General features: G+C 46.0%; 20 protein-coding genes. 3 read left to right on the top strand and 17 right to left on the bottom strand.

Annotated elements, in window-relative coordinates:
* Positions 1-16: 16 nt before the first annotated feature.
* The 11 genes from P0M28_RS26560 to P0M28_RS26510 all read right to left on the bottom strand — a co-directional run bounded on the left by P0M28_RS26560 (position 17) and on the right by P0M28_RS26510 (position 15856).
* Complete coding sequence (locus tag P0M28_RS26560) at positions 17-3154, bottom strand: efflux RND transporter permease subunit (RefSeq protein ID WP_302206529.1); 3138 nt, start codon at positions 3152-3154, stop codon at positions 17-19.
* Between the two features lie 19 nt (positions 3155-3173).
* Entirely contained in the window at positions 3174-4250 is a 1077-nt protein-coding gene (locus P0M28_RS26555; protein ID WP_302206528.1) for an efflux RND transporter periplasmic adaptor subunit, read from the bottom strand.
* A 40-nt stretch (positions 4251-4290) separates the two neighbouring features.
* Positions 4291-5625, bottom strand: a complete 1335-nt coding sequence (locus P0M28_RS26550; RefSeq protein ID WP_302206527.1) for a TolC family protein — start codon at positions 5623-5625, stop codon at positions 4291-4293.
* A 140-nt stretch (positions 5626-5765) separates the two neighbouring features.
* Positions 5766-6395 carry a TetR/AcrR family transcriptional regulator gene (locus P0M28_RS26545; protein WP_302206526.1) on the bottom strand — a complete coding sequence of 210 codons (630 nt, stop codon included), beginning with the start codon at positions 6393-6395 and terminating at the stop codon, positions 5766-5768.
* 197 nt (positions 6396-6592) lie between these two features.
* Positions 6593-7411 (bottom strand): phospholipase A, encoded by an 819-nt coding sequence (locus P0M28_RS26540; protein ID WP_302206525.1) that lies wholly within the window; start codon positions 7409-7411, stop codon positions 6593-6595.
* A 149-nt stretch (positions 7412-7560) separates the two neighbouring features.
* Positions 7561-8103, bottom strand: coding sequence for a YceI family protein (locus P0M28_RS26535; protein WP_302206524.1), 543 nt, complete (start codon positions 8101-8103; stop codon positions 7561-7563).
* 39 nt (positions 8104-8142) lie between these two features.
* Positions 8143-9636, bottom strand: coding sequence for a TolC family protein (locus P0M28_RS26530; protein WP_302206523.1), 1494 nt, complete (start codon positions 9634-9636; stop codon positions 8143-8145).
* A gap of 11 nt (positions 9637-9647) precedes the next feature.
* The gene (locus P0M28_RS26525) at positions 9648-12815 is read right to left on the bottom strand and encodes an efflux RND transporter permease subunit (protein ID WP_302206522.1); all 3168 of its coding nucleotides are present in this window, start codon (positions 12813-12815) and stop codon (positions 9648-9650) included.
* A gap of 16 nt (positions 12816-12831) precedes the next feature.
* Positions 12832-13941 carry an efflux RND transporter periplasmic adaptor subunit gene (locus tag P0M28_RS26520; RefSeq protein WP_302206521.1) on the bottom strand — a complete coding sequence of 370 codons (1110 nt, stop codon included), beginning with the start codon at positions 13939-13941 and terminating at the stop codon, positions 12832-12834.
* Between the two features lie 69 nt (positions 13942-14010).
* Positions 14011-14640 carry a TetR/AcrR family transcriptional regulator gene (locus P0M28_RS26515; protein WP_302206520.1) on the bottom strand — a complete coding sequence of 210 codons (630 nt, stop codon included), beginning with the start codon at positions 14638-14640 and terminating at the stop codon, positions 14011-14013.
* 19 nt (positions 14641-14659) lie between these two features.
* The gene (locus P0M28_RS26510; protein WP_302203654.1) at positions 14660-15856 is read right to left on the bottom strand and encodes a transposase; all 1197 of its coding nucleotides are present in this window, start codon (positions 15854-15856) and stop codon (positions 14660-14662) included.
* Positions 15857-16288: 432 nt separating this feature from the next.
* On the opposite strand from P0M28_RS26510, the gene P0M28_RS26505 reads away from it, so the two are divergent.
* Complete coding sequence (locus P0M28_RS26505; RefSeq protein WP_302206519.1) at positions 16289-17218, top strand: sugar phosphate isomerase/epimerase family protein; 930 nt, start codon at positions 16289-16291, stop codon at positions 17216-17218.
* A gap of 101 nt (positions 17219-17319) precedes the next feature.
* Here P0M28_RS26505 and P0M28_RS26500 read toward each other — a convergent pair whose 3' ends face one another.
* The 3 genes from P0M28_RS26500 to P0M28_RS26490 all read right to left on the bottom strand — a co-directional run bounded on the left by P0M28_RS26500 (position 17320) and on the right by P0M28_RS26490 (position 19634).
* Positions 17320-17514, bottom strand: coding sequence for a hypothetical protein (locus P0M28_RS26500; protein ID WP_302206518.1), 195 nt, complete (start codon positions 17512-17514; stop codon positions 17320-17322).
* 84 nt (positions 17515-17598) lie between these two features.
* Positions 17599-18816, bottom strand: a complete 1218-nt coding sequence (uxuA, locus tag P0M28_RS26495) for a mannonate dehydratase (RefSeq protein WP_302206517.1) — start codon at positions 18814-18816, stop codon at positions 17599-17601.
* Complete coding sequence (locus P0M28_RS26490) at positions 18813-19634, bottom strand: SDR family oxidoreductase (RefSeq protein WP_302206516.1); 822 nt, start codon at positions 19632-19634, stop codon at positions 18813-18815. Before P0M28_RS26490 ends, uxuA begins: the two co-directional genes overlap by 4 nt.
* A gap of 161 nt (positions 19635-19795) precedes the next feature.
* On the opposite strand from P0M28_RS26490, the gene cmoA reads away from it, so the two are divergent.
* Together cmoA and P0M28_RS26480 are read left to right on the top strand one after the other, a co-directional pair.
* Complete coding sequence (gene cmoA, locus P0M28_RS26485; protein ID WP_302206515.1) at positions 19796-20524, top strand: carboxy-S-adenosyl-L-methionine synthase CmoA; 729 nt, start codon at positions 19796-19798, stop codon at positions 20522-20524.
* A complete protein-coding gene (locus P0M28_RS26480; protein ID WP_302206514.1) occupies positions 20524-21243 on the top strand; it encodes a methyltransferase family protein in 720 nt (239 codons plus the stop codon). The genes cmoA and P0M28_RS26480 overlap by 1 nt, the downstream gene beginning before the upstream one ends.
* Before the next feature lie 110 nt (positions 21244-21353).
* Here P0M28_RS26480 and P0M28_RS26475 read toward each other — a convergent pair whose 3' ends face one another.
* The 3 genes from P0M28_RS26475 to P0M28_RS26465 form a co-directional block, all read right to left on the bottom strand.
* Positions 21354-22652, bottom strand: a complete 1299-nt coding sequence (locus P0M28_RS26475) for a TRAP transporter large permease (protein ID WP_302206513.1) — start codon at positions 22650-22652, stop codon at positions 21354-21356.
* A 174-nt stretch (positions 22653-22826) separates the two neighbouring features.
* Entirely contained in the window at positions 22827-23294 is a 468-nt protein-coding gene (locus P0M28_RS26470; RefSeq protein WP_302206512.1) for a TRAP transporter small permease, read from the bottom strand.
* Positions 23295-23302: 8 nt separating this feature from the next.
* Positions 23303-24274: a TRAP transporter substrate-binding protein gene (locus tag P0M28_RS26465; protein ID WP_302206511.1), complete on the bottom strand. Its 972-nt coding sequence runs from the start codon at positions 24272-24274 to the stop codon at positions 23303-23305.
* Between the last annotated feature and the right edge of the window lies 1 nt (position 24275).

Below are 24275 nucleotides of genomic sequence, written 5' to 3'. Positions count from 1 at the left end.
CACCCCATTAGCCAGTTTAGGCTTGGGCTGGCTTCAATTTTTGCTCCCTGGTTTCTTCCTCTTTCTTCGCAGAATTTACCTTAGCTTTAACCCAATCCACGAAGTCGTATACAATAGGAACGACGTATATAGTGAGCAACAGCGATGACAACAAACCACCAATGATTACCCAAGCCATCGCACTTTTCCACTCGGCTCCGGCTCCGTCAGCTACCGCAATCGGAAGCATACCGATTACCATTGCCAAAGTAGTCATCAGAATTGGACGCAGACGCTCCTGCCCAGCTTGTACTACGGCCTGTCGGGTCGGCATTCCGCCCCGCTTAAGCTCACCCGCAAAATCGACGATCAGGATGGCATTCTTGGCTACCAATCCGAGCAGCATAATTACTCCCAGAATGGCGAATACGCTTAGCGTAGACATAGAAAGTGCGAGGGCGAGCAGCGACCCAATCAGTGCCACCGGAATAGATAATAATACTACTAGTGGATCGATAAAATCATCGTACAGCGCTACCAAAACCAAGTAAATCAGAATAAGCGATATCCCGAAGGCTCCGCCTAGTGCCCCAAAACTCTCGTTTTGGTCTTTGATTTCGCCACCCCATTCGTACTCTACGGGTTGCAGAAAAGCCGCCTGACTCATTTGCTCGTCAATCGCTTGCGCCAACGTCCCCGTAGGTACTCCCAGCGCGAACGAGGTAACCGTTACCGAAGGGCGGCGATCTTTCCGCTCCAGCACGGAAGGGCCGTTGGTCTGAGAAACACTGGCAAACTGCGAAAGCTTGACGGGGGCTCCGTCTTGATTGACAAATGTTATATTCTTAACATCGGAAGGGTTACGGCGATCAAACGCGTCTAGCTGTACGCGGATATCATATTCGTAAGCCCCATCGCGGTACTCACTATCATCGTTGCCCGTGAAGGCATTCTGAAGCGTGGCTCCTACTGTAGCGATATTCAACCCAAACTCAGCCATCTTATCCCGATCAATAGTAACCGATACTTCGGGTTTTCCGGCATCTACTGATACCTCCACATCGTTAGCCCCGGAGGTACGCTCGATAAGCGTTTTCAACTGCTCACCGCTGGCTACCAACTGATTGTAGTCCGCTCCGCTCAGGGTAATTTCAATGGGAGCAGTACCCGACTGCACCAGCCCAATCACCGAGCCACCTACTTCTACTCCGCTATATTCTTCGCGCACCGTTTCCATCATATCAATCATAAACTCCTCCGTATTTCGCGCTCGCTCTTCCTTGTCTACCAACTTCACATTGAGTTCGGACAGATAAGGATTACCCAGTCCGGTACTGCCAATCCCTACACTCGGGCCTCCTACATTCGCTAGTACGGTAGTTACCTCGGGTTGCTCCAGCAACCATTGTTCTACCTTTTGGGTAGCTAGGTTGTTACTGCGGATTGAAGTGCTCTTGGCGTACTCCAGCGTAAGCGAAAACTCTCCTTTATCCCCAGAAGAAAACTGCTCCTGCCCCACAATTCCCAAGCTCATCACCCAACCCGTGAAACCAAAGAGCACTACCACGACCGTCATCACCACCCACTTGCGTGAAAGTGTCCAGCGCAGCGACCGTTCGTAGAAGTTGGTGAGGTTGGTTAAACCGCGCTCAAACTGAACTAGCACCCACTCAAACGGATTTTTGGGATTCAGATGAGAAACTTTTGAGAACCGCGACATGAGCCAGGGAATGATGGTGAAGGCTACTAGTAAGCTAAAGCTGGTTGCAACAACCACTGTCCACGAAAACTGACGAAATACATCACCAATTAGTGATTCAACAAAGGTGACCGGAATGAATACAATGACGATCACCAGCGTGATGGCCAAAGCGGTAAGGCCAATCTCTTTGGTTCCATCCAGAACGGCTCGCCAAGTTTTTTTGCCCATTTCCATGTGGCGATAGATATTTTCTAATACCACGATGGAATCATCTACCAAAATACCAATTGCCAGTGACATGGCAAGCAGTGTCATCAGGTTGAAGGTGTACCCCAGCAAGTACATGAAGGCTACCGTAGAGATCAATGATACCGGAATAGCCACCATAATGATCAGGGCATTGCGAAAGCTGTGTAGAAAAAATAGCATCACTATTGCCACAAAGATGACCGCAATGACCAGATCGTGTAGTACAGCCTCCACAGCCTGTAACGTAAACTCAGATTCATCTTGAGCTACATCGAAAGCCAGTCCACTATCAGCATAACGTTTCTCTAGCTCGTCCAGACGTACTCTCACTGCCTCACTCACGTCTACGGTATTGGCGTCGCCTTGCTTTTGCACTCGAAGCGTGATAGCATCTTCCCCATTGAGTCGGGCAATGCTGGCGGTTTCTTTAATTCCGTCAATTACCTGCGCCACATCCCTCACCCGAACGGCGCTACCCGTCTCGGTTGACTTAACGATTAGCTCCCGAATCTGATCCAAGTCTGAAAACTTACCGGCGAGGCGAACCGTAATGTCATTCCCTTCACTCTTCACACTTCCGGTAGGGAATTCCATATTTGCCTGCCCAATTGTTTGGGTAACTTGCAACAGTGATAAGCCGTAGTACTCAAGCTTATCGGGGTTGATAGCTACCCGAATTTCCCGCTCCTCGCCTCCCAGCATATTGACGGCAGCTACTCCTTTTACTTGCTGAAGTTGAGGGACAATTTGATCGTCCATCTCACTGTAGAACGCTTTTCCACTAAGGTTCGCGGTAGCACTGATCTGCATAATCGGCAAATCGCTGGGTGAAATTTTGGAGATAGAAGGGTCGAGTGCGTCGTCGGGCAAATTACTGGTAACGTTATTGAGGTTACGCTGAGCTTCTTCTAAGCGGGTATCAATATCAGTTCCTGAGTTGAAAGTGATAATTACGAGTGAAGCACCTTCTAATGATTTGGATACAATATTATCAATGCTTTCTAGATCGGCTACCGCGTCTTCAATCTCCCGGGTTACACTGTTCTCTACTTCGCTGGGCGATGCTCCGGGGTAAATGGTGGTGACGGTCAGTACCGGAGCGGCAATATCGGGTAGTAATTGATAACCAATACGGGGCAAGGCAAACAACCCGGCTAATACGGTCACTGAAAACAATACAATAATCAGCGACGGACGTTTTATAGATATTTCTGAGATACTCATACTGTTTGGTTCTTTTGGGTTAGCGGATAGTCACGCGGGTACTGTCGGTCAGATTGATCTGTCCGTTCACAACTACTTGATCACCTTCTTGCAAGCCTTCCAATACCTCCAGATCACCTCCGGTAGTTTGCCCTAGGCGAATAGAATGTTTGTACGCAGTGCTATCGCGCACCAGGTACACACTGGCATCGCGCGACGAGCCAATTAATGCCTCCCGAGGAATGACTAGCGTCTCGTCTCTACCGGATAGGTCAAATTGTAGGTAGCCGTACATACCTGCCCGCAACGGATGCTCTTCGGAATTAGAGACCCGAACGTGCACTGGAAAGTTGTGAGCCTCATCACCTTGGGCTCCCACCATCGTGATAGTACCCGGATAGCTGGCTGTCGGATGAACGTCGGTTTTTACTGTTACTTCTTCCCCTTCTTTAAACCTAAGCAGTTCGGCTTCAGGCACTTGTACAATTAGCTTGAGGGTATTAATATCGGTGAGATGAGCCAGGGGCATTCCCGGAGCAACCACGGTTCCTTTCTCGAACATTTTGGTGGTAATTACGCCATTGAAAGGAGATGTTACCCTCGTTTGCCGAATCCGCTTCTTAAGCGATTTCAGTTGGCTTTCCGTACTTGCTAGGCGTAGCTCAGCTTTGTCAAGCTGAACCTTCGGTACCGCTTCACCCGCAGTAAGGGCTTCGTAACGTTTTGCTTCGCGTACCGCATCTTGGTAATCAGCTTCAGCGGCAATGAGTTGATACTGTAACTGCTCGTCGTCAATCTTAGCGATGAGGCTTCCGGCACGTACCTGTTCGCCTTCACGAACCGCTTCGTGTATTACCTCACCTTGCGCTTGAACGGTTATATCCAGCTCACGGCTTGGTTGAAAAGTACCCAGTAAGCGACGCGATTGTTCCAGGCTTTGGCGGGCTACCTGTACAACTTGCACCGGGGTATTCCGGGTAAAGTCCCGTTCGTAAACGCGACCTTCTACCGCTTCTTTGTTAGCCATCAGCGTGGTGTACGTCCAGGCTCCCAAGGCCAGCGCCAACCCAATAACCAGGGTGCCGCGTATGATTTTTTTGTTTGTGTTAGTTTTCATGATAATGTTAGAATAGAAGATATAGTCGCTAATTTTTTAGTTATCGGTTGGCTAGTAGGTTACCGGTTGCCTGACGCATATCGAGCTCTGCCAAACGCAGTTGAGCCCAGGCGGTGAAGTAGTCGGTTTGCGCCTGCCGAAGTTCATTCTCGGAGTTGATGATATCACTCACTCCCGCCACCCCTTCGCGGTACTGAAGCTGAATATTTTGAAATACTTTTTGAGCAAGGGCTAATGCTTGCTGCTGCACTTGTACCGCCTGCTGCTGGGTATTCAGGCTGGCGTAAGCATTAGCAATCTCCGTTTCCACCTGCTGTTCCAGAAACTCAATTTGAGTTTCGGTCTGGCTTTGTTGAATTCGGTTCTGTATCCGTTTCGAGCGCTTTTGTAGCCCGTCAAAAATGGGTAGGTTCATCTGGACACCTACGTAACTGATCGGAAACATCTCGTAGTAATCCTGATCTAATTCACCAAATCCGGTTTGACCGTACACACCCGTCGCGTAAAGTGACGGCAGGTAGCCCGATAAGATTTGTCGTTCTTCCAGTTTCTGTACTTCCAACTGCTTGTGTGCCAAAGCAATATCGGTACGACCCATGCTATCCGGTACTGACAGCATAACCACTTCTTGACGGTTGATCGCCGTGTCAATGGCAAATGGCTCCGTCATTGAGGTATGAGTTAGTAGCTTAAGCGTATTGAGCAGTTGCTCGTAGGCTACCTCCAGATTAGCTACCCGATTGGCAAGACTGGCTTGGTTCAACTGCAAACGTTCCACGTCGGTACCTTTAGCCAGATCATTTTGCCGCAGTAGCTTCGTGATTTCAATCAGGCGGTCTAACGATGCTTGGTTTTGCTTAAGCGATTTAATTTGTTGAGCCAGTGACTGAGCATTGTAGTAAGCCGAAGACACGTACTGTATGGTTTGCTCTTTAGTTTGACGAAGCTGTAGATCAGCCATATCCCGCCCCGTTTGGGCGGCCTTAATACCAATAGGCAGTTGTGGATTGTACAAAACCTGCTGAAGCTGTACCGTCAAATTTGTTTGGTGAGGTAAACCGAATGCTAGCGGTAAATAGGCCGGGGCATTGGGGGCAGGTTCGGTACCTGGGGTAGCAAATGCATCAGCCGGAGCCACCTGGGTTGGAATATCAAAGAAGTACTGGTGGGAACCGCTGAAGTTAATAGTAGGTAAGAAATTATTTCTTACCTCCCGAACCTGCTCATCGAAGAGGTTTTTTCCCTGCTGACTTACTTGAATGTTGAGATTTTCGCTAAGAGCGCGCTCAATGGTTTGGTCTAATGTGTAAGATTCTTGAGCCCAAGCCACACTGGTTATAATTGCCCAAAAAATCGCTGTAAAACTATATTTCATTTTAAAATACTTATTTTAAACGTGTGTTTAAATCATTTTACAGAGAATACGGTGTTCTAACAGAAAGGTTGAGAAAAATAGAAAATTTTAAAAAATTTTTTTAAACAACTGTTTAATTGATGGGCAAAAAAATAGTTGTGTCAAGGTTTCGATCGCAAATATGCCATAATCATATCTGGAACTGTTTGCTTTAGCTGCTCTAAAAACTTATCAAAATCAGCATCGCTAATGTAGTCTACCTGCCGCCAAATGGGTAGTTGAATGAAGGGCATGATTAATTGGGCGTGCAGCATGGAATCGAGCATGAACATATCAATCGACCTAATGGAGCCAACCTCCACTTCATGTTGTAGCTGTTCAGCTAGTTTAGAGTGGGCCATGATCTTATCGTACTTAGACAAGAATTTCTGACAAAACTCTCCATTATTACGCCCCTCATTCATAATAAAAAAAGCCAAATCGGGATTAGCCTTTAGTGTGTCAATCATTTGAGTGGTGTAACGGCGAAGACGTTCTTCTAGCGGAAGATCAGGCTCGTTAAGTACTACAGCCAGTGTACCAAGGTATTCCTGAAAGTTTTCGATTACGATTGACTCATAAAGTCGCTCTTTGCTACGGAAATAGTAGTTTAGTAAAGCAATATTGACACCCGCTTCTTCTGCTACATCGCGAATCTTCGTGCCATTGTAGCCCCGCTCGGTGAATAACCGCTTAGCTACCTGCCGGATTTTCTCCTCGGTGTTTTCTGCTTGCTGCGCCTCTTCAGTCATTGTCTTCGATTTTGGTGCACCAGTAAAAAACGAGATAATCTTGCAAAAGTTCAAATGTGTAGTCATTTCAAGCTGTTATTAATAGAAAATTCAGTTGTTGTTTCACGCTCAATTGAGTGATAGACAAGCATACCTTAAGAGGGAAACCGATTGATATTATTTACCTTTACTTGAACAATTACGCTGTAGGCTATTACTTAGTAATAGTCGGGGAAAGGTGGTTTAATGGCAATCCCTAGCCGAAGCATACTGCTTACTTGTTCGTACTCAATCAAACTCTCGGCATAGCCCTGCCACCATTGTATGTATAAGTACTGATTGGCTTCCGAATCAATTTTGTAACTCATTCCTGCTTGAAGACTACCTCGATTGTTCCATGCAGCCGCCTTTCGTAGTTGAACATCAAACAACAGACGGTTGGCAACTCGCCAATGAGCTGTTAGCTCTTGAAAACCAATATATTCCATCAAATCTTCATTATCTTTAGTGTACCCAAAGGGCAGCCAAGCTTTCAGGCCAACCAATAAATCATCAGTCGCAAATTTTAGGTAATTGACCGAAAGGCTGTTCCAACTGCGGGAGCTTTCCGGGGGCAACCCGTTCGACTCATGCTCTACTTGTAGCAAGGCAATACCGCCCAACTTACCATTCCGGAACTGTAGCTTTCCTAGCCCCAACCCAGGATTATAATTGGTTTCTGCAAAAGGACTCGACTCTTGGTAAATATTCCAGAATGATTTCTGAGTATAAGTCAGAAACAGATACGTACCAAAGGGAAGCTTCCGGTCAATAAGCCGATGCTTAAAACTGATCTGAAACTTAGCATCGGCGTTCATACGGTTGGGGGTTTCGCCAATGGGTGCTCCGGTGATGAAGTAGTTATCTTTGAAGATTCCGAAGGGTGGTTCCTGTTGGAATGCCTCAGTAAAGTGGGCACTGTCAACAGAAACCTGCGCGAATGCAGGTAAACCTACCCACCCAATCCAAAATGCCAACCAGAAGTTGCGTTTAGCCACGGCTTTGCCTCTTCTTCAACCTCATTGGTCGCTTTGCCCTATTGGAATGCTCCTGATTCCAACGCTCAAAATTGTGAAGAGCCGTTTGCCAGCCCGTCAAATAGCTTAAACTAGCGTGCTGAGGATGAATAAGATCTTCCATAATTTCTTCATTTAGCACTAGATGACTGAACTGGTACTTTTAAACTCACTTCAAAGTCGTCTCCGACCATAAAGCTGATGAACGGCCCCTCGATGCCATATTCTTCCCGGTCTACCGTGAAGCTGCCTTCAAATAGCCCGGAACTACCATTTTCGGTAAACGTGAAAGGAAACGTAATTTCCTTTTCTGTTCCGTGTAGCGTGAGTGTACCCGTCATTTGATACTGCTCGCCGACTTTAGTAATCTGGGAGGAGCGAAACTTAATTTCCGGGTACTGTTCTACATCAAACCAATCTTTACCTCGAGCGTGCTTGTCCTTCGTTTTGTTTCCAGTGTCAATAGTCGTAGCATCAACCGATACATCGAATTGGGCTTGCCCAAGCTGGTCAGGATTGAATACCACCGTGCCCGTCAATCCGCGGAATGTTCCCTCAGCTCCCGAACCGGAAAAGCGAACTTCGTAATCGTCGGAGATACTCCAGGTATTCCAGATTGGAAAAGCAAAAGCAGTAGGTAAGATTAGTAGTAAGAAGAACAGTTGTTTTTTCAAAAAAAGCATAGTGTAAAATCTCTAGGTTAGCACTTATGATTACTGAGTCAACCTTCCGCTAAGCTGCAACAGCCGAATCTCGGATTGCTTCACCGCGTAGGTCAAAGTATTAATACGGTTTTTCGCAGCAGTAAGATTTAGCTGAGCGGTGCGAACATCGGAGGCAGTAATCAATCCTAGCTTGAAATCTTCCTGCGTCTTCTGATAGTTTTGCTCAAACGTAGCTAAGTTTAATTGCTCAATTCGTAGCTGGTTTTGATTGTTAACGTACTGAGCGTAAGCGTTTCGCAGCTCTTTCTCCAGGGTAAACCGCCGACTCTCCAGGGTCATTTCCTGCTCTTGCCGGCTCAGTTGCGCGTTTTGCTGCTGAATCTTTCTGGCTCCACCCGAGAAGATTGAGTAGCTGAGTGTCACCCCTACATTAGGCCCGTAAGCTACGTTGCTCTGCAAAAAGTTGGCTTCGTCCTCCGAGTTGAGGTACGAATAATTAGCGTAGCCCTGCACCGTCGGCAGATAATCTCCTTGAGCGATTTTCTCTTCGTAGAGCGCATTATCAATACCCCGTTGCGAAAGCTTGAGTTGGGTATTGTTGGCTTTCATATCGCTTAGCAGGGCTTCGTAGTCTAGTTGCTCGCTGAGTAATAACTCTTCCTCTACTGAATACTGATCATCAAGCGGACGCACCATCACCACGTTCAAGTTTCGCAGGCTGTTTTGGTAAGAAAGTAACATATTACGATAGTTCGCACTATCAGTTTTCAAGTCTACTTCGGCCTGCAATCGGCGAATAGAGTTAGCCACCCCGAACTTTGCATCTTCCTCCACCCGCTGCCAGCGGTCGTAAGAAAGAGCGATATTCTCTTGATTGATTTCCAATTGTGCCTGCAAACGGGCAGCTTCCAGATAAGCCGATACTGTGCTGACTAAGGTTTGTTCAACAACCCCGTCGCGCTGCAACTCGCTCATCCGCTGAGCGTTTTCCAACTGTTCGTAACGATACTTACCCTTAAACCCCTGAAAGATAGGGACATTCAACTGAGGTTGTACCGAGAAGGCGTTGGCGGTTCCCTCCAGCTCCATCGGAGGATTTTCCGCCGGAGCTTCACCTCCTCCCATCGGCAACGTCTGAATCTCCGTATTGGCGTAGCCCCACTCGTAGCTGCCGTTAAGATTAAGCGTAGGCATCTGTCCTGACAGGGCACGAGATACACTGTTTTGGCTACGTTCTATCTGGTATCGCTCCAGGCGGATATCGTAATTATTCTCCAGTGCCTGAGAAATTGCCTCTTCCAGCGTTAGCTGCGAAGAATCGGACGATACGGCTACTTCCTGACTAAATCCGGTTGTAGTGACCGTAGTTAGTAAACAGCAGAACATAAATAGTATGATATTAGCTACTTTTGAGTTTAGCACCTTTGCTCGCTCAAATCCTCCTACCCCGTTCCACGGCGGCCTCCTTTCCCAAAGAGGAAGAGTACCAACTATTTTCATCTTAGTGCTCACCAGTGCTAATGTAATTTTATAGATATTCATGGTTTTGATCATTATTCGTTGATGGTATACTTAAGCTTCATGACCGCTGGTTCCACTTCAGCCGGAGATAGCTGACGGTTTCGTACTCGATTATGCCACCATAGGCGCAGGCGATTAAATACGACCAGCATTAGCGGCAGCAGAATGAGTACATTAAAAATTCCAAATCCTAAACCGTAAGCCATCGCAATCGCTGGGCCTTTTAGAAACTGCGCTCCCGTACTACTAGAACCAATGAGCGGCCCTAAACCCGCTACTGTAGTAATGGTAGTTAAGATAATGGGGCGAAATCGGGATTGAGCCGACTCAACAATGGCTCCAATAAAATCTTTCCCCTCCTTAAGCAGATCGTTGAGCGTAGAGATAAAGACCAGAGCATTGTTCACAAATACTCCGATAAGCGCAATTGTACCGACCAATGAGAAGATGTTTACCGCCTCACCGTGAATCCAGTGACCGATGATGACCCCAATGGCAGCGAAAGGAAACAAACCAAATACCAGAAACCCCTGGGAGAACGAATTATTGTTGATAATAATCAGTGCCAATATGAACAGCAAGATAATCGGGCCAATGGTGGTAATAGCTCCAATGAGTTTGAAGGACTGCCGGTTTTGCCCCTCCACGGTGTAAGATACTGATGGATACTTTTGCAAGATACTAGGTAGTAATCCGGTTTCAATGTAAGTAATAGCTCGAGGTGCAGATATCTCGTTACTAGCTACGTTCGCCTCGATACGAATTTCCCGTTGCCCCTCTAGATGGTTAATTGCCAATGTGCCCTCTTCCGTATCTACCGAAGCAATATCTTTGAGATAGTAGGTATTTCCACCAGGATCCGTAACTCGCATATTCAATAGTTCCGCCTTTGTATTGCGCCCTTCTTTAGGATAGCGCACCCATACTTCTACCTCGTTATCTCCGCGCTGTAAGCTTTGGGCTTGCGCTCCAAAGAAACCCGCTCGCACTTGATTTAACACTTGTCCTAAACTTAGTCCGAGTAGCTCCGCTTGGGGCTTCAGTTTAATATGCAGTTCCTGTTTGCCTTGTGTATCGGTATCCGACACATCCTTCACGTCGGGGAAATCCTCCATTGCTGCTTTAAGCTCTTGTTTTGCTAGTCGCAGTTCTTCCAAGTTTTTACTCTTTAGTGAGAATGATACGGGTAAGCCGAACAAAGACGTCGATGCCCCCAAGCCATAAATTAGTCGGGTAGCCTCCGGGATAGGCGGAGCTGCTTCGCGAATAGCATTGGAAACCTTAAACGAGCTAATACCACGCTCTTCACCACCGAGCATCGTTACTTTTATCTGCCCTTGGTTGTCCAGCGGACCAGTGACTATCTCCACAAAACGGATGATTTCTTTTTTATCTTCCCTACCTTCACTCAGGTCAGTATTAACTTCTTGAGCTGCTTCGGCAATTTGACTTAATTTCTGTTGAGTTACCTCTACCGGAGTGCCGGGGGAAAGTTCCAACTCAATGAAGAAGGCATCATCGTCTAAGTTAGGGAAGAAAGTAAAATTGACTACTCCCCCACTAATAAGGGATACCGAGCCAACTAGTAAACCCACGAATGCTATAAACGTCAAGCCTTGCATCCACCCCCGGCCTACGGCAGTTCGGTGAAATAACTTCATATAGACCTTATCGCGTAGAAAGGCTACTGAACTACTCGCCCAGCGTTCTATGCGCGATGGTTTACTATTTTCTCGCAAGCCTTTGGAGTGCGCCAAGTGAGCGGGTAGAATGAAAAAGCTTTCCAGGAAGGCCACAAATAATACTGAAATTACGACGAAGGCCATCTCGCCGAAAAATTCTCCCGCTTGCGTAGGCAAGAATAAGAACAACGAAAAGGCAATTGCCGTGGTGGAAAGTGAAATAGTGACAGGGGTAATCATCTCCAGGGTTCCTTCCAGTGCTGCGCGGAGCGGTTTCTTTCCTTTTTCCTTAGCGTGTTGGTAGATATTCTCCCCGATCACTACTCCATCATCAACCAGAATACCTAGTACCAAAATAAACCCAAACAGCGACACCGCATTAATGGTTATCCCGTAGATGTCAGCAAAAATAAACATCGCGATAATGGCTACCGGGATTTTTAGGGCTACCCAGAAGGCTAGGTGTTTATCGAGGAATAGCGCGAGAACAATCAACACCAGTACAACTCCCACCACTCCGTTGTTTATCATGGTTTTGAGCCGATCTTGCAAGGTGCCAGTGCCATCTTCCAGTACCAGCAGGTCAATCCCAGCATGGCGGTCGTTAAACGTAGCGATATAGTCTCTAGCGTAAGTCGCGTTTTCCAGAATATCCTCATCATTTAGGGTGTAAACCGTAACGGTAATTACCCGCTCGTCTTCTAAGTAGCGAGCAGTAGGCGAATCTTTAAACTGATCTACTACCTCGGCCACTTCTTTCAAGTAAACTACGTTACCGTCGGGAGTAGCCCGCACTACAATATTTTGTAAATCTTTCGCATAGTACCCCTTCTCATTGGCTTTAATAGAAATGTTTTCTTCTCCCGTCTCAATACTTCCGCCAAAGGTTTCCAGATTGGCATTTTGAACCGCTCGTTGCACATCGCTAATGGTCAAACTGTACGCCCGCAGGTCATTTTCCCGTACCCGAATTTCAATTTCTTCTTCCGGTACGCCGCTGATCATTACGGTTGAGATACCCGGCGCGGTCATCAGATCATCCCGAATTTCTTCAGCGTAATCTTTCATTGCTTGCAGTGGCAAATCGCCTTGTAGAGCAACACTCATTGTTAAATTGAGTGGTTCGCGCTTCTGGATAGACACCGGCTCTACCCCACTCGGGAAATTATTAATACGGTCTACTGCATTCTTTACTTCCACCAGCATTTTATCCGCATCAGCATTTTCTTCCAGCTCCACCTGGATAGAAGCCAAGTTTTCTCGAGAAGTAGAGGTTACCCGATCAATACCAGTGACACTTTCCAAGTTATCCTCAATACGGGCAGTAACTCCCTCTTCTACCTCACTGGGACTCGCACCCGGATACGGAACAGTCATATCAATAAAGCGCACTTTCTGGCTAGGGAACGTAGTGCTACGGGTCTGAGCTAGTCGCAGAAGCCCAATCCCAACCAGTAGGATTACGAACAGGTTAACCAACGTCGGGCTTTGAATAAGATATTTTATTATACTTCGCATGGTTCAGTATTTTTAGTTATTTGGAAACAGCGGTGATACCTTGAATTGGAGAGCTTACTAGATCCGTGATTACTTGGTCATTTTGAGCCAGCCCTTGTAGAATCACCGTCGTTTCCTGATATTCTAGCGGGGTAACATTTTTGAGTTTGACCACTGAATCTTCAATAACATAGACCTGGTTTTGGCGAGTGAGTACTTCCTTTGGCATTTCTACTGCGTTTTCGTAGGTGCGTGAAGCCAGATCTCCCATTAGGTACATGCCTTCTTTGAGTCGCTCGCCCGCTACCAACAGATAAACCGATACCGATTGCGTAGCGGGGTCTACTCGTTTACCGATTCGGTTTACCTGCCCCATCCACTCCCCGGAAATGCTATGAGAGCTCAACGGAATTGTTTGTCCAACTTCCACTAATTCCAAGTCCTCTACCGATACGGCCGCCTGCACTTCATACTGATCGGTGCGGATAAACTCACCTAGCTTCACTCCCGAACTCACCAGCCCTCCGGCATCAATCATCGTCTGGGTCACTGCCCCGGTGAAGGGTGCCCGAATTGTGTACTTCTCTAAGGTTTTTTCTTGGCTTCGAATAGTGTGGTAGAGGTTAAAAATGTTATTGGCGGATAAAAAATAGCGCAACTGCTCGTTTTCCACTTCGGGTAGCGACGATAGTGATTGGTTTATATCCAATTGCTTTAGGTACTGGTTCCAGGCCGGAAAATTGCTAGGATAATCCAGCTTCAAATCCGACATGATACGAACCAACGAAGCTAAGAATTGACTCTTCTGAGCAGCCAAGTTACTACGAAACTCATCGTCATCAAGCGAAAGCAGTACTTCACCCCGCTGAAATGTTTGCCCCTCTTCAAAGGGTTTACGGCGGCTTTCGGCTATGCCCTGCACCTGAGCTACCACGTCGATTTTTTGCTGAGGCACCACGCGCCCGGTGAGGCTGATACTGTGTCTGATAGACTGAGGCTCAGCGGACTGGGTGGTAAACTTGCGGATATTTTCGGTCTTAGCTGGGGCTGAAGCAGTCTGATTCTCCCCCGATGACTCGCTACACTGCCACTGGGTGCCGAGAAACAGTAACCCTACCAGATATAATGTTATTTTCTTAGCTTTCATTATTTTGATTTGTTTAACTGTTTATACTTTATGATGTAATCGTTTGATTATAATTAGAGCAAAAAAATTTCATGTTGGTTTCTTCAGATACAAATAATTTATAATCATCTCTGGGATTATTTCTTTACGTTCTTCCAGCAAGTCATTATACTCATCTAGCGATAGCCCAACTTTATGTAACAGAAGTGGTTTCATGAGAAACGGAAAAATTGTGAGGCTAACCATGTTCATCATAAATTGGGCATGGTGCATTTTGCGAATAGCACCTTGTTCAACTAGTTCTTCAAACTGAGACTCTAGCTTGTCCAAGGTCCGTTCATTTGCCATTAGTTTATCCACTGTTTCTGGGTTGTGCTGCGATTCGGCGACAATGAATAGCGGAACCATCGGGTTCTCCCGGATAAAGTCAATATATTTTTCTACAAAGATTTTTATCTTCTCATGCAGTGGCATATCATTGTTAAAAGTACTGTCCATCATTTTAGAAAACCTTTTTAAGGCTTCACCAATGACCAACTCGAAGAGTTTATCCTTGCTGCGATAGTAGTAATGTAATGAAGCGATATTGATTCCAGCTTCTTCAGCAATATCGCGGGTTTTGGTAGCAGCGTAGCCCTTGTGTACAAACACCTTGGCCGCTGCTTGCTTTATTTTTTCTTCAGTAGAAAGCTCTTTTGACGTATTTACTTCTTTGGACATAACAATAGTATGGACAGTTTTATGCAGCCAATTTTCCCCGTTGCAATAGCTTTGGGTAGTTGGGGTGCATTTTTATTGACTCAGCGTCCAGATTTAAGTTTGAAATAATGATTTGTAGCCAACGGGTATTAAAATGCTCTGTTTTGACGTCTTGCAGTGAGAAGCTGGTTCTACCCTGCAAGTGATTCTCTACCAAACACAGATTCAAAGTCATCATGACGGCCTGAAAATGGAAGGCCAAACGTTTTTCTTGAGTGCTTTGGCAGTGGCTGAGTCCTAAATGCTGCTTAGCATCTCTAAAGAGAAACTCAATATTGAAGCGCAAGCGATAGTATGCTAGAATACGACTTGCTGAGAGTTCCAGATCCGAACATCCTAACAAGAACAAACCGGTTCGGCCGCTTTTACTTTGTGTAGTAACCATCACTACTTTTATCTTTCGCTTCCACTTTACCGACCAAACCACTTGGCAATAGACTTGCCAACCTTCAGGGGTGGTACCCTGTTGTTCAAAACGAGTTAACACCTCATCGCCTTTCCAGTGAACTTTACCCCCATTCTTGCGTTTTCTCCCTCGGGGCTTTTGGGGGCCTTCATATAAGTAGTTCATATTGGCATCACCGCGCAACTTAGTGATCATGAACATACCTAACGCAGCTACCTGATCCCAAGCGGCTTGTTTGGCGTAAAAGCCGTCTACCACCCAGTACTTCGTCTTTTTGAGCAGGTAGGCACTACAACGGACTAGCTGCTGTAAGTAGAAAAGTAAGCGGTTGGTCTCGTCTTTGAGTCCACCAGGGGTTTGGTGTACCGATAGGGTTAAGGCCAATCCGCTTTTCACTGATACCAAAGCCAGCGCACTAATCTCTAATCCTTTAATTGCTTTTTGGGAGCATCCGCTCCAGTACCTATCCAAACCGTACGTCTTTTTACCGCTCTTAGCAACGTAGCTACAGTCACTCACCGCAATCCAGGAGTGGTTAGCAAAAAACAGATCAATGAGCACCTCACTAAAGTGTCTGAAATCAAAAGCTTTGTCGTAATTACGCCGAAACGTACGCTCACATAGGTCGCCCCAGCGCGACAAGTTGGTAAAGTTATAACGCCCCTTAGCCGATAAGAACACCTGTACAAGATGCACTAAAAACTTATGCATGGGTTGGGATATGTCCGGCATTTTTGCCATTATCGTCTGGAGAATCTCTATGGTTTTCATGGTACCCTAAAGTTGTTCGCAAAACTAACTTAATGGGGTGCCTTCTCTTTTCCTAAATTCTGTCCGAAGTATTGACATAATACAAATATATAAAAATCACTTTATTTAATCAAATGATTAAATCTTATTGTTAATCGTTTTTTAGAATCTGCTGATCTGAATGGTAAAGTACAAAGTGTAAATTGGTTAGGCAGATTTTGAACAAATTTAATTTCTGACTAGCTTCAACGCTACTGACACATCCTACTATTTATGGTTGTAGCATACCGTTCTTTAAACAGATCACATCCAGAGGAACTACCTCGACTAGAATTTCACTATTGCCTACTTCAGTTTCTCCCAATCCAATTCATTCTGATTTAAAAATTATCACAAATGACACTTTTTCTAAACAAACCTAATAACCTACTTCTTTTTTTTATCAGTCTAATAGTGAGCTTTCTTATTGGTTGTTCTTCGGGCAGTCAGGAACAAGCTACTGAAGCTGAGGCCGTATCTAATCCAAATCTGATGTTTGCTGATTATGAGAATTTAAAGTTAGGGTTCACCACGCAAAATTTTCTGGCAGCTATGCCTGTCTCGCTAGAGACGAGTAAGCAGTTTATTGATTACGCCGAACAACAGGGCTACGCTTGGCTTGAACTTCGTGATCCGAGTGCGGAGTTATCATTAGAAGAAAGCCAAGAGATTGCGGCCTACGCGCAGGAAAAAGGAATTGAAGTGAGCTACGCCATTCAGAAAGGACTGCTAGACGAAGACTTCTGGCCGACGTTTGAGAAAGGCTTACAAAATGCCGGAGTCTTTGATGGCCCCAAGTTAATCCGGTCGCTGGCCAGCTTATCTGAGTTTGCCAGTGATGCCGCAAAACAAGGCTGGACACCAGAAGAATTGAACTTGGCGGTGCAGTACGCTGACAGTGCTGCTGCACTGGCTAAGGAAGCCGGATTACAGTACGTAATTGAAAATGCTGGTGAACCTTTCTTTGGAAATGATAATGCGTATTTTGGGGTAGCCGATATGTTTGCTCAAGTGAGCGAGCAGGTAGGTTGGCAGTTTGATACCGCCAATCCCTTCAGCGTAGCTCGCGTTCATGGCACAGTGGATAGTGTTCGGAATTATCTGCGGGAGAATGTTGACAATCTGTTTTACATTCACCTAAAATCGGCCGAGAATGGACAGGCTCAAGAGGTGCTAGGTGAAAATCCTCTACCGCTCCCCGAAGTATTGCAACTTTTGTCGGAACAATCGGTATCCTACGTGGCGATTGAGCTTCAGGCAGTTGATAACAAGGAACAGGCATTTGCTAATCAGGAGCAAAGCCTAGACTATCTCCGCGCTCAAGGTATTGTGAAAGGTAGCTGATGGTACATTCAGGATAGCTTCAATAGAGGAAGTATCTCAAGTACTTAAGAGCTATATTACCTAGAAATGCAAACTGCGCTAAATAGCGCAGTTGTTGGTATCTATCGGAATGCTTGAAGGAAACTTTCTATCCCTTGCTTGTCTACCACCACATCTGAACCACGTTGCACTACAAAGTCGTTGATTTCAGTGGGATCAAAGTAGCTGAGGGAGAAAACTCCAGGATGAGATTTTTTGTACTGTTTTAGAAGTTCTTTAGTAATCTGAGACTTTCGTTTGTCGGGTATTGTAATCATGTCTATACAACAAATGAGGGGTGAAAAAAATTCATTTTAGGGCTTTAGCTAACAAATAGAACGGTTTTCTGAGCATATTGTTGGCTAAATATTACTTATTTGCATCATTCTGCGAATTCCTAGCTCTAAGCCTCTTAGTTCAGCCAGACCTCGTAGTCGTCCTACCCCCGAATAACCAGGGTAAAAACTACGCTCAGCATCAAACTGAAACTGATGACCATGATCGGGACGTACCGGAATAGCAATATCTTTCCGCCCATTATTGACCCGCTTCTGCTGTTCATTTATCACCGCTTGCATCACCGCAAACATATCAGTGCTTCCTTCCAGATGGTTTGCTTCATGAAAACTACCGTCAGCGTTATGCTGCACATTTCGTAGGTGTAAAAAGTGTATTTTATCCCCTAAACGTTCAATCATTCCCGGCAGGTCATTATCCGTCCTTCCGCCTAACGATCCGGTGCAAAAAGTAATCCCATTACTGGGCGAAGGAACCTGACTGGTGATAAACTGTAAATCATTTTCAGTACTGACCACGCGAGGTAATCCTAGAATCGGAAATGGGGGATCATCGGGATGAATCGCCATTTTGATACTTACCTCTTCCGCCACCGGAGTGATTTGCTGTAGAAAATAGACAAGATTCTCACGCAACTGTTGAGTATCCACCTTTTCGTAACGCTCCAGAAACTTGTTGAACTCGTCGGGAGTAAACACTTCATCCGTACCAGGTAAGCCAGCTAAGACTGTTTGCTGTAGCTCCTCCTTTTCAGCCTCAGTCATGGCTAAGAAATACTTCTCAGCGGCTACTTGCTGTTGCTCACTGTATTGGTCTTCCGCCCCCTTTCGCTTCAGCACAAATAGTTCAAAAGCTGCTAAAGCGGTAGGGTCGTAGCGGAGAGCGGTTGAGCCATCCTCTACCGGATACGCCAGTTGGGTGCGGGTCCAGTCCAGCACGGGCATAAAATTATAGCACACCAGCCTACTATTACACTTAGCCAGGTTTCGCAGAGTTTGTTGATACTTTTCTATGTACTGATCCCGATCGGAGGCACCAATCTTGATGCTTTCGTGAATGTTTACACTCTCTACCACTGTCCAGTTGAAACCAGCCGCTTCAAGCGTTTGCTGTCGCTGTCGGATTTCTTCTACTGACCACACCTCACCGCAGGGAATATGGTGAAGTGCCGTAACAATACCCTTTGCCCCTGCTTGTTTAATCTCACTCAGGGAAACTCCATCCGACGGACCAAACCAGCGCCAGGTAGGATACAAATAATGTTGTGAAGTATTCTTACTCATACTCCACTGAATGCACTGAACCCGCCGTCGATAGGCACAATGGTTCCGGTTACAAACTTGGAAGCATCACTGCAAAGGTAGAGAATTGTCCCGTTCAGTTCTTCTGCTTCACCGAAGCGTTGCATCGGTGTATTTTTGATGATCGTATTACCCCGGTCGGTAAGCGAACCGTCTTCGTTAGTAAGCAAGCGGCGGTTTTGCTCTCCGATAAAAAAACCCGGAGCAATTGCGTTCACTCGAATACCATCACCGAACTTTAAGGACATCTCAGTAGCCATCCACCGAGTGAAGATATCGATACCCGCCTTCGCCAACGAATACCCCAGCACTCGCGTAATAGAACGGGTAGCAGCCATGGAAGAAATATTGATAATACTACCCGATTTTTGATCGGCCATTACCTTACCCAACACCAATGTAGGCAGTACTGAACCCATCAGGTTGAGATCCAGTACTTTTTGCAAAGCATCAACCGATACATCAAATACCGTTTGATCGGGAGCTACGGTTGCGCCGGGCATATTACCACCCGCAGCGTTGATTAACACATCAATTCGCCCCCACTTGTCTAGTATCTGCTGTTTTACCGTTTCCAGCTTCTCCTGGGAGGTAACATCACAAGGGTAACCAACAGCATTGTCACTGATGGCGTGTAACTCTTTCAGCTTTTGGTCAATCGATGATTGGTTTAAGTCCAGAATCACCACTTTGGCCTGATGCTCCAGCAACATCGTTGCCATCTTCCCACCGAGCACCCCAGCGCCACCGGTGATGACAATTATTTTTCCAGAAATAGTAAAAAGGTCGCTGTTTTCCATAATCTTTCAGTTGAATAGCGTATTGTGTTACTATGAATATTTGGCTAAGTTAGCACAGTTTTTCGCATTAGAGAACTTATATTCACCCTTCTTTTACCATTCTCTTTTCCTGAAATACAGAATAAAATAATAGGAAAAACTTATAATCTAACTATATGCTCATGGACAAAGAAAGAGATCAAGTATTTGACCGCCCTAATGCGATGGGCGATTTTAAATTTGGAGAGAACGTGGTTCAGGTCTTTGATGACATGGTTTCGCGCTCGGTTCCTTTCTACGGAGAGATTCAACGAATGTTAACCGAATTAGTAGCCGATTTTGCTCAGCCCAACCAAGCCGTTTATGACCTCGGGTGCTCTACCGGCACTACGCTTTTAAACCTTGATCCAGTGGTTGACCCATCTGTTCGCTTTGTAGGGATTGATGAGTCTCCGGAGATGTTGAATAAATGTCGTAATAACTTCGAGCAAGCGGGACTTACCCGTAATTTTGATTTGGTATCAGCCGATTTAAACCAGGGAATCACGCTGGAATCGGCTTCGGTGGCTATCATGTGCTTGACTCTTCAGTTTGTCCGTCCGCTCTACCGGGAAAGGCTTATTCAGGATATTTACCGACAGCTTAACAATGATGGGTGCTTAATTATTGTAGAGAAGGTCTTGGGGGAAGACTCGCTGTTTAATCGCCTATTTATCAAGTACTATTATGACATGAAACGGCGCCATAACTATAGCGAAATGGAGATTTCTCAAAAACGGGAAGCCCTGGAGAATGTGCTGATCCCCTATAAATTGAAGGAGAATCAAGCCCTGCTCGAGGCTACTGGGTTTCGTTACCAAGAAGTCTTTTTTAAATGGTATAATTTCTGTGGCATAATTGCAATGAAATAATGGTAAAATTTGGCAACTTTCTTTTTCGCTATCGTAATAGCCTGTTTCCCGTTTTCTACGCTTTACTCTTTATTCCCTCACCTCCGCTGACTGTCCACCCGTGGCTGGCTATTGGGCTAGGATTTATGATTGCCCTCTCAGGACAGACTATTCGGATTACCACAATTGGTTTGCAGTACATTATCCGAGGCGGTAAAAACTATAAAGTATACGCCGAAGAATTAGTGACTGGCGGACTATTTAGCCACTGTAGAAACCCCTTGTACGTAGGAAACATCCTGATGATTCTCGGGTTGGGAGTAATGGCCAACTCGCTGATCTTCGTAACTGTTATCACTCCGATCTTCGTCTTGTTCTACCAGGCTATTGTGATGGCAGAAGAGCACTTCTTGGCAGCTAAATTTGGGCAGGCTTACCAATCGTACCAACAAGATGTGAACCGGTGGCTGCCGGCACTATCTGGATTGGGCAGCACCCTAAGAAGTATGCAGTTTAACGGGCGTCGGGCGGTTCTTAAAGAATACAATACCACATATATCTGGACGGCAGCCGCAGTGCTGGTAACAGCAAACACCCTGTACCGATCAGGAGGACGGCCAGCGGTAGATACGCTACTCCCCTATTTAATTACGCTTTTTGTGCTGCTTACCGTGAGCTATGCTACGGTTCGCTACCTAAAAAAAAGCAAACGATTGGTAGAAATACCGCTCAACCAGTAGGAGAAAAGCCTAAATTTATGAGAGAGTTTGTCTTTCAAAGAATAAATTGAAGGATGAACTCTCTTTTTCTTCGATCCCACCACTTCTGTTCCTTATAAACTGTAATTCATTTAGAACCCAAATTGGCGAGGTAACCACAGGCTGATTTCAGGAATGTACGTGACTAGCAGCAATACCACAACCATCGCCACAAAGAAGGGCAGCAGAGGCTTCACTACTGACTGAATTTTAATATTAGCCACACTGCACCCAATGAACAATACAGTACCTACGGGCGGGGTACATAAACCAACGCAGAGGTTGACTATCAGAATAATGCCAAAGTGAACCGGGTCAATGCCCAGTTGCTGAGTGACTATCGGAAGAAATATTGGAGTAAAGATTAGTACCGCGGGGGTCATATCCATAAATATTCCTACAAAAAGCAGAATCATGTTAATGATCAACAAGATCAAAAACGGACTATCACTCAGGGTGAGCAAGGCGGCACTAACGTTTTGGGGAATTTCTTCGTAAGCCATGACCCAAGAAAGGCCAATTGAAGCAGCAACCATTAGCAGCACGATACAGGTGGTCAGTGTGGTTCGTATCAAAATATCGGGTAAATCGCTCACCTTAATTTCGCGATAAATAAATGCGAGGGCTAAGCAGTACAGCACCGCTACGCCCGAAGCTTCAGTGGCGGTAAATATCCCCGCTACAATTCCACCGAGGATGATAACGAGTAGCAATAGGCTAGGCAGGGCTGCCAAGAACTTCTGTATCCCCTCCCGCAATGGCACTTTCTCTCCGGTAGGATAATTGTGACGATACGCGTAAGCCGTAGCAAAACCGATAAGGGCTAAGCCAGTCAATACCCCCGGTAAGTAACCCGCCAAAAATAATGCTGCGATAGACACTCCCCCACTTGCCAGTGAGTAAATAATCAGAATGTTACTGGGCGGGATTACCAGCCCGGTAGTAGCCGAGGTTATATTTACGGCGGCACTGAAGTTCTCATCGTAGCCCTCTTTTTTCATTCGGGGGTGCATGATGGTTCCAATTGCTGAAGCAGCCGCTCCGGCCGACCCGGATATGGCACCAAATAGCATATTCGCTAGTACGTTTACCACCGCCAGACCACCCGGTAAGCGACCTACCAGTACCTTCGCGAATTCAATCAGCCGGGAGGCAATTCCTCCAGTATTCATCAGTTGCCCCGCCAAAATAAAGAGGGGAATTGCCAGTAGGGTAAAACTGTTAAGCCCCGTTGCCATTCGTTGGGCAAAGGTGGTCACCGCCGGAAGGTAGTCAATGGAGAGTAGCATGGTGATGACCCCGGCAATGCCGATACAGTAGGCAATAGGAACGCCGATAGCAATAAAGATCACAAAGCTAAAAACAAGAATAAGGACTTCGGTAGCTTCCATTAGTTGGTTGATTGTTCAATTGCTGATTTTTTGGGTTTTGGGTTTTGGGTTTTGGGTTTTGGGTTTTGGGTTTTGGGTTTTGGGTTTTGGGTTTTGGGTTTTGGAAAATTGTCTTTTTTTGACTTAACCTCTAACTTCTCACATTTCACATCTCACATTTCCAATTATCCATTATCACCTTTCACTTGCAGTTCGGGTATTATCAATGGCGTAGTAGGCAATGAGCAATCCGGATACGGGCACCACCAGATACACAAAGCCCAGGGGAAGTTCCAGGGCAGCCGATATTTGCCCAAACAAGAAACTGGTGTATACTAGCCAAAACCCGCCTACCCCCAGCACTCCCAAAGCAAATATCACGACAATAACATTGATGAGAATATCCAGTTGGCGTTTTCTTTCCGGGGACATTCCGCCCGAAATTAAGTCAATGGCTAAGTGTTGTTTTTCCCCGGTGGCGTAGGCCGAACCCAAAAGTCCTACCCAGATGAGCAGAAACCCGGCTAGTTCGTCGGTAAAGCTAAAAGGCGATTGAAATAAATAGCGACTGACTACCTGGATGGTTACGTCAACCACGATAGCCGCCATGAGGGCAACCAGCAACCATCGTACTATCTTATCAACTGTATTTCGTAAAGTCATATCGTGGGCTATGAGGCCGCTTTTATGCGTTGAATGAGGCTGTTCAGTTCTTCGTTATCTTTAAATGGCTCGTATACACTTTCTACCGCTTCCTGAAAAGGGCTTTTATCGGGATAGTTGACTTCTACTCCGGCGGCTTTCACTGCGTCCATCGCTTCTTGCTCTGAGGCTTCCCATAGTTCTCGCTGATACACTACTGATTCGTCGGCAGCCTCCTGCACCCACTGCTGTTCCTGAGGGCTTAGCTCATTCCAAATAATCTGACTAATCAGTAATACATCGGGTACTTGGGTATGCTGGTCGATAGAATAGTACTTACAAATCTCATAGTGGCGCGATAGATAAAAACTAGGCGGGTTATTCTCCGCCGCATCAACAACCCCACTCTGCAAAGCCGTATACAGTTCTCCAAAAGAAATTGGGGTGGGTGAGCCACCCATCGCTTCTACCATATTGATAGAGTTGATACTGGACATAACCCGAACTTTCATCCCCGACAAATCACTGGGCGTATTAATCGGGCGATCTTTGGTGTAGAAGCTGCGGTAGCCCGAATCGTAAAAGCCTAGCCCCCGTAGCCAAATAGACTCACCTGATTCCAGAATTTCTTTACCGACATCGCTATCCAATACTTTAAAAGCGTGGGCTTTGCTTTCAAATAGATACGGCAAGCCTAACACCCGGTATTTATCGACAAAACCTTCCATTACTGCTGCCGATACTTTGGTCATGGCCAAACTACCGAACTGGAGTAGCTCTACGCATTCCCGTTCTGAACCGAGCTGTTCGCTGGGGTATACTTTAAGCTCCATCTTCCCCTCTGACTTTTCCTTCAGCCGATCTCCCATAAACATCATTGCCTGATGCACCGAATGGTCTACCGATAAGCCATGCCCCAACCGGAGTGTCTTTATCTCCTCTTCCTGAGCACAGCCAATTAGCAGAAAAGTGGCCAACCCGACCCAAATTTTTATTTTCATA

It is taken from the genome of Tunicatimonas pelagia (assembly GCF_030506325.1).
GTDB lineage: Bacteria > Bacteroidota > Bacteroidia > Cytophagales > Cyclobacteriaceae > Tunicatimonas > Tunicatimonas pelagia.
This window is presented reverse-complemented; position numbering and strand designations above follow the sequence as displayed.

Bases quoted from the DNA above. Each gene is read 5' to 3' on its own strand.
- P0M28_RS26525 (WP_302206522.1), bottom strand. From the start codon at position 12,815: ATGCGAAGTATAATAAAATATCTTATTCAAAGCCCGACGTTGGTTAAC.
- P0M28_RS26515 (WP_302206520.1), bottom strand. From the start codon at position 14,640: ATGTCCAAAGAAGTAAATACGTCAAAAGAGCTTTCTACTGAAGAAAAA.
- P0M28_RS26475 (WP_302206513.1), bottom strand. From the start codon at position 22,652: ATGGAAGCTACCGAAGTCCTTATTCTTGTTTTTAGCTTTGTGATCTTT.
- cmoA (WP_302206515.1), top strand. From the start codon at position 19,796: ATGGACAAAGAAAGAGATCAAGTATTTGACCGCCCTAATGCGATGGGC.
- uxuA (WP_302206517.1), bottom strand. From the start codon at position 18,816: ATGAGTAAGAATACTTCACAACATTATTTGTATCCTACCTGGCGCTGG.
- P0M28_RS26545 (WP_302206526.1), bottom strand. From the start codon at position 6,395: ATGACTGAAGAGGCGCAGCAAGCAGAAAACACCGAGGAGAAAATCCGG.
- P0M28_RS26555 (WP_302206528.1), bottom strand. From the start codon at position 4,250: ATGAAAACTAACACAAACAAAAAAATCATACGCGGCACCCTGGTTATT.
- P0M28_RS26550 (WP_302206527.1), bottom strand. From the start codon at position 5,625: ATGAAATATAGTTTTACAGCGATTTTTTGGGCAATTATAACCAGTGTG.
- P0M28_RS26490 (WP_302206516.1), bottom strand. From the start codon at position 19,634: ATGGAAAACAGCGACCTTTTTACTATTTCTGGAAAAATAATTGTCATC.
- P0M28_RS26510 (WP_302203654.1), bottom strand. From the start codon at position 15,856: ATGAAAACCATAGAGATTCTCCAGACGATAATGGCAAAAATGCCGGAC.
- P0M28_RS26530 (WP_302206523.1), bottom strand. From the start codon at position 9,636: ATGAATATCTATAAAATTACATTAGCACTGGTGAGCACTAAGATGAAA.
- P0M28_RS26480 (WP_302206514.1), top strand. From the start codon at position 20,524: ATGGTAAAATTTGGCAACTTTCTTTTTCGCTATCGTAATAGCCTGTTT.
- P0M28_RS26560 (WP_302206529.1), bottom strand. From the start codon at position 3,154: ATGAGTATCTCAGAAATATCTATAAAACGTCCGTCGCTGATTATTGTA.
- P0M28_RS26470 (WP_302206512.1), bottom strand. From the start codon at position 23,294: ATGACTTTACGAAATACAGTTGATAAGATAGTACGATGGTTGCTGGTT.
- P0M28_RS26500 (WP_302206518.1), bottom strand. From the start codon at position 17,514: ATGATTACAATACCCGACAAACGAAAGTCTCAGATTACTAAAGAACTT.
- P0M28_RS26465 (WP_302206511.1), bottom strand. From the start codon at position 24,274: ATGAAAATAAAAATTTGGGTCGGGTTGGCCACTTTTCTGCTAATTGGC.
- P0M28_RS26520 (WP_302206521.1), bottom strand. From the start codon at position 13,941: ATGAAAGCTAAGAAAATAACATTATATCTGGTAGGGTTACTGTTTCTC.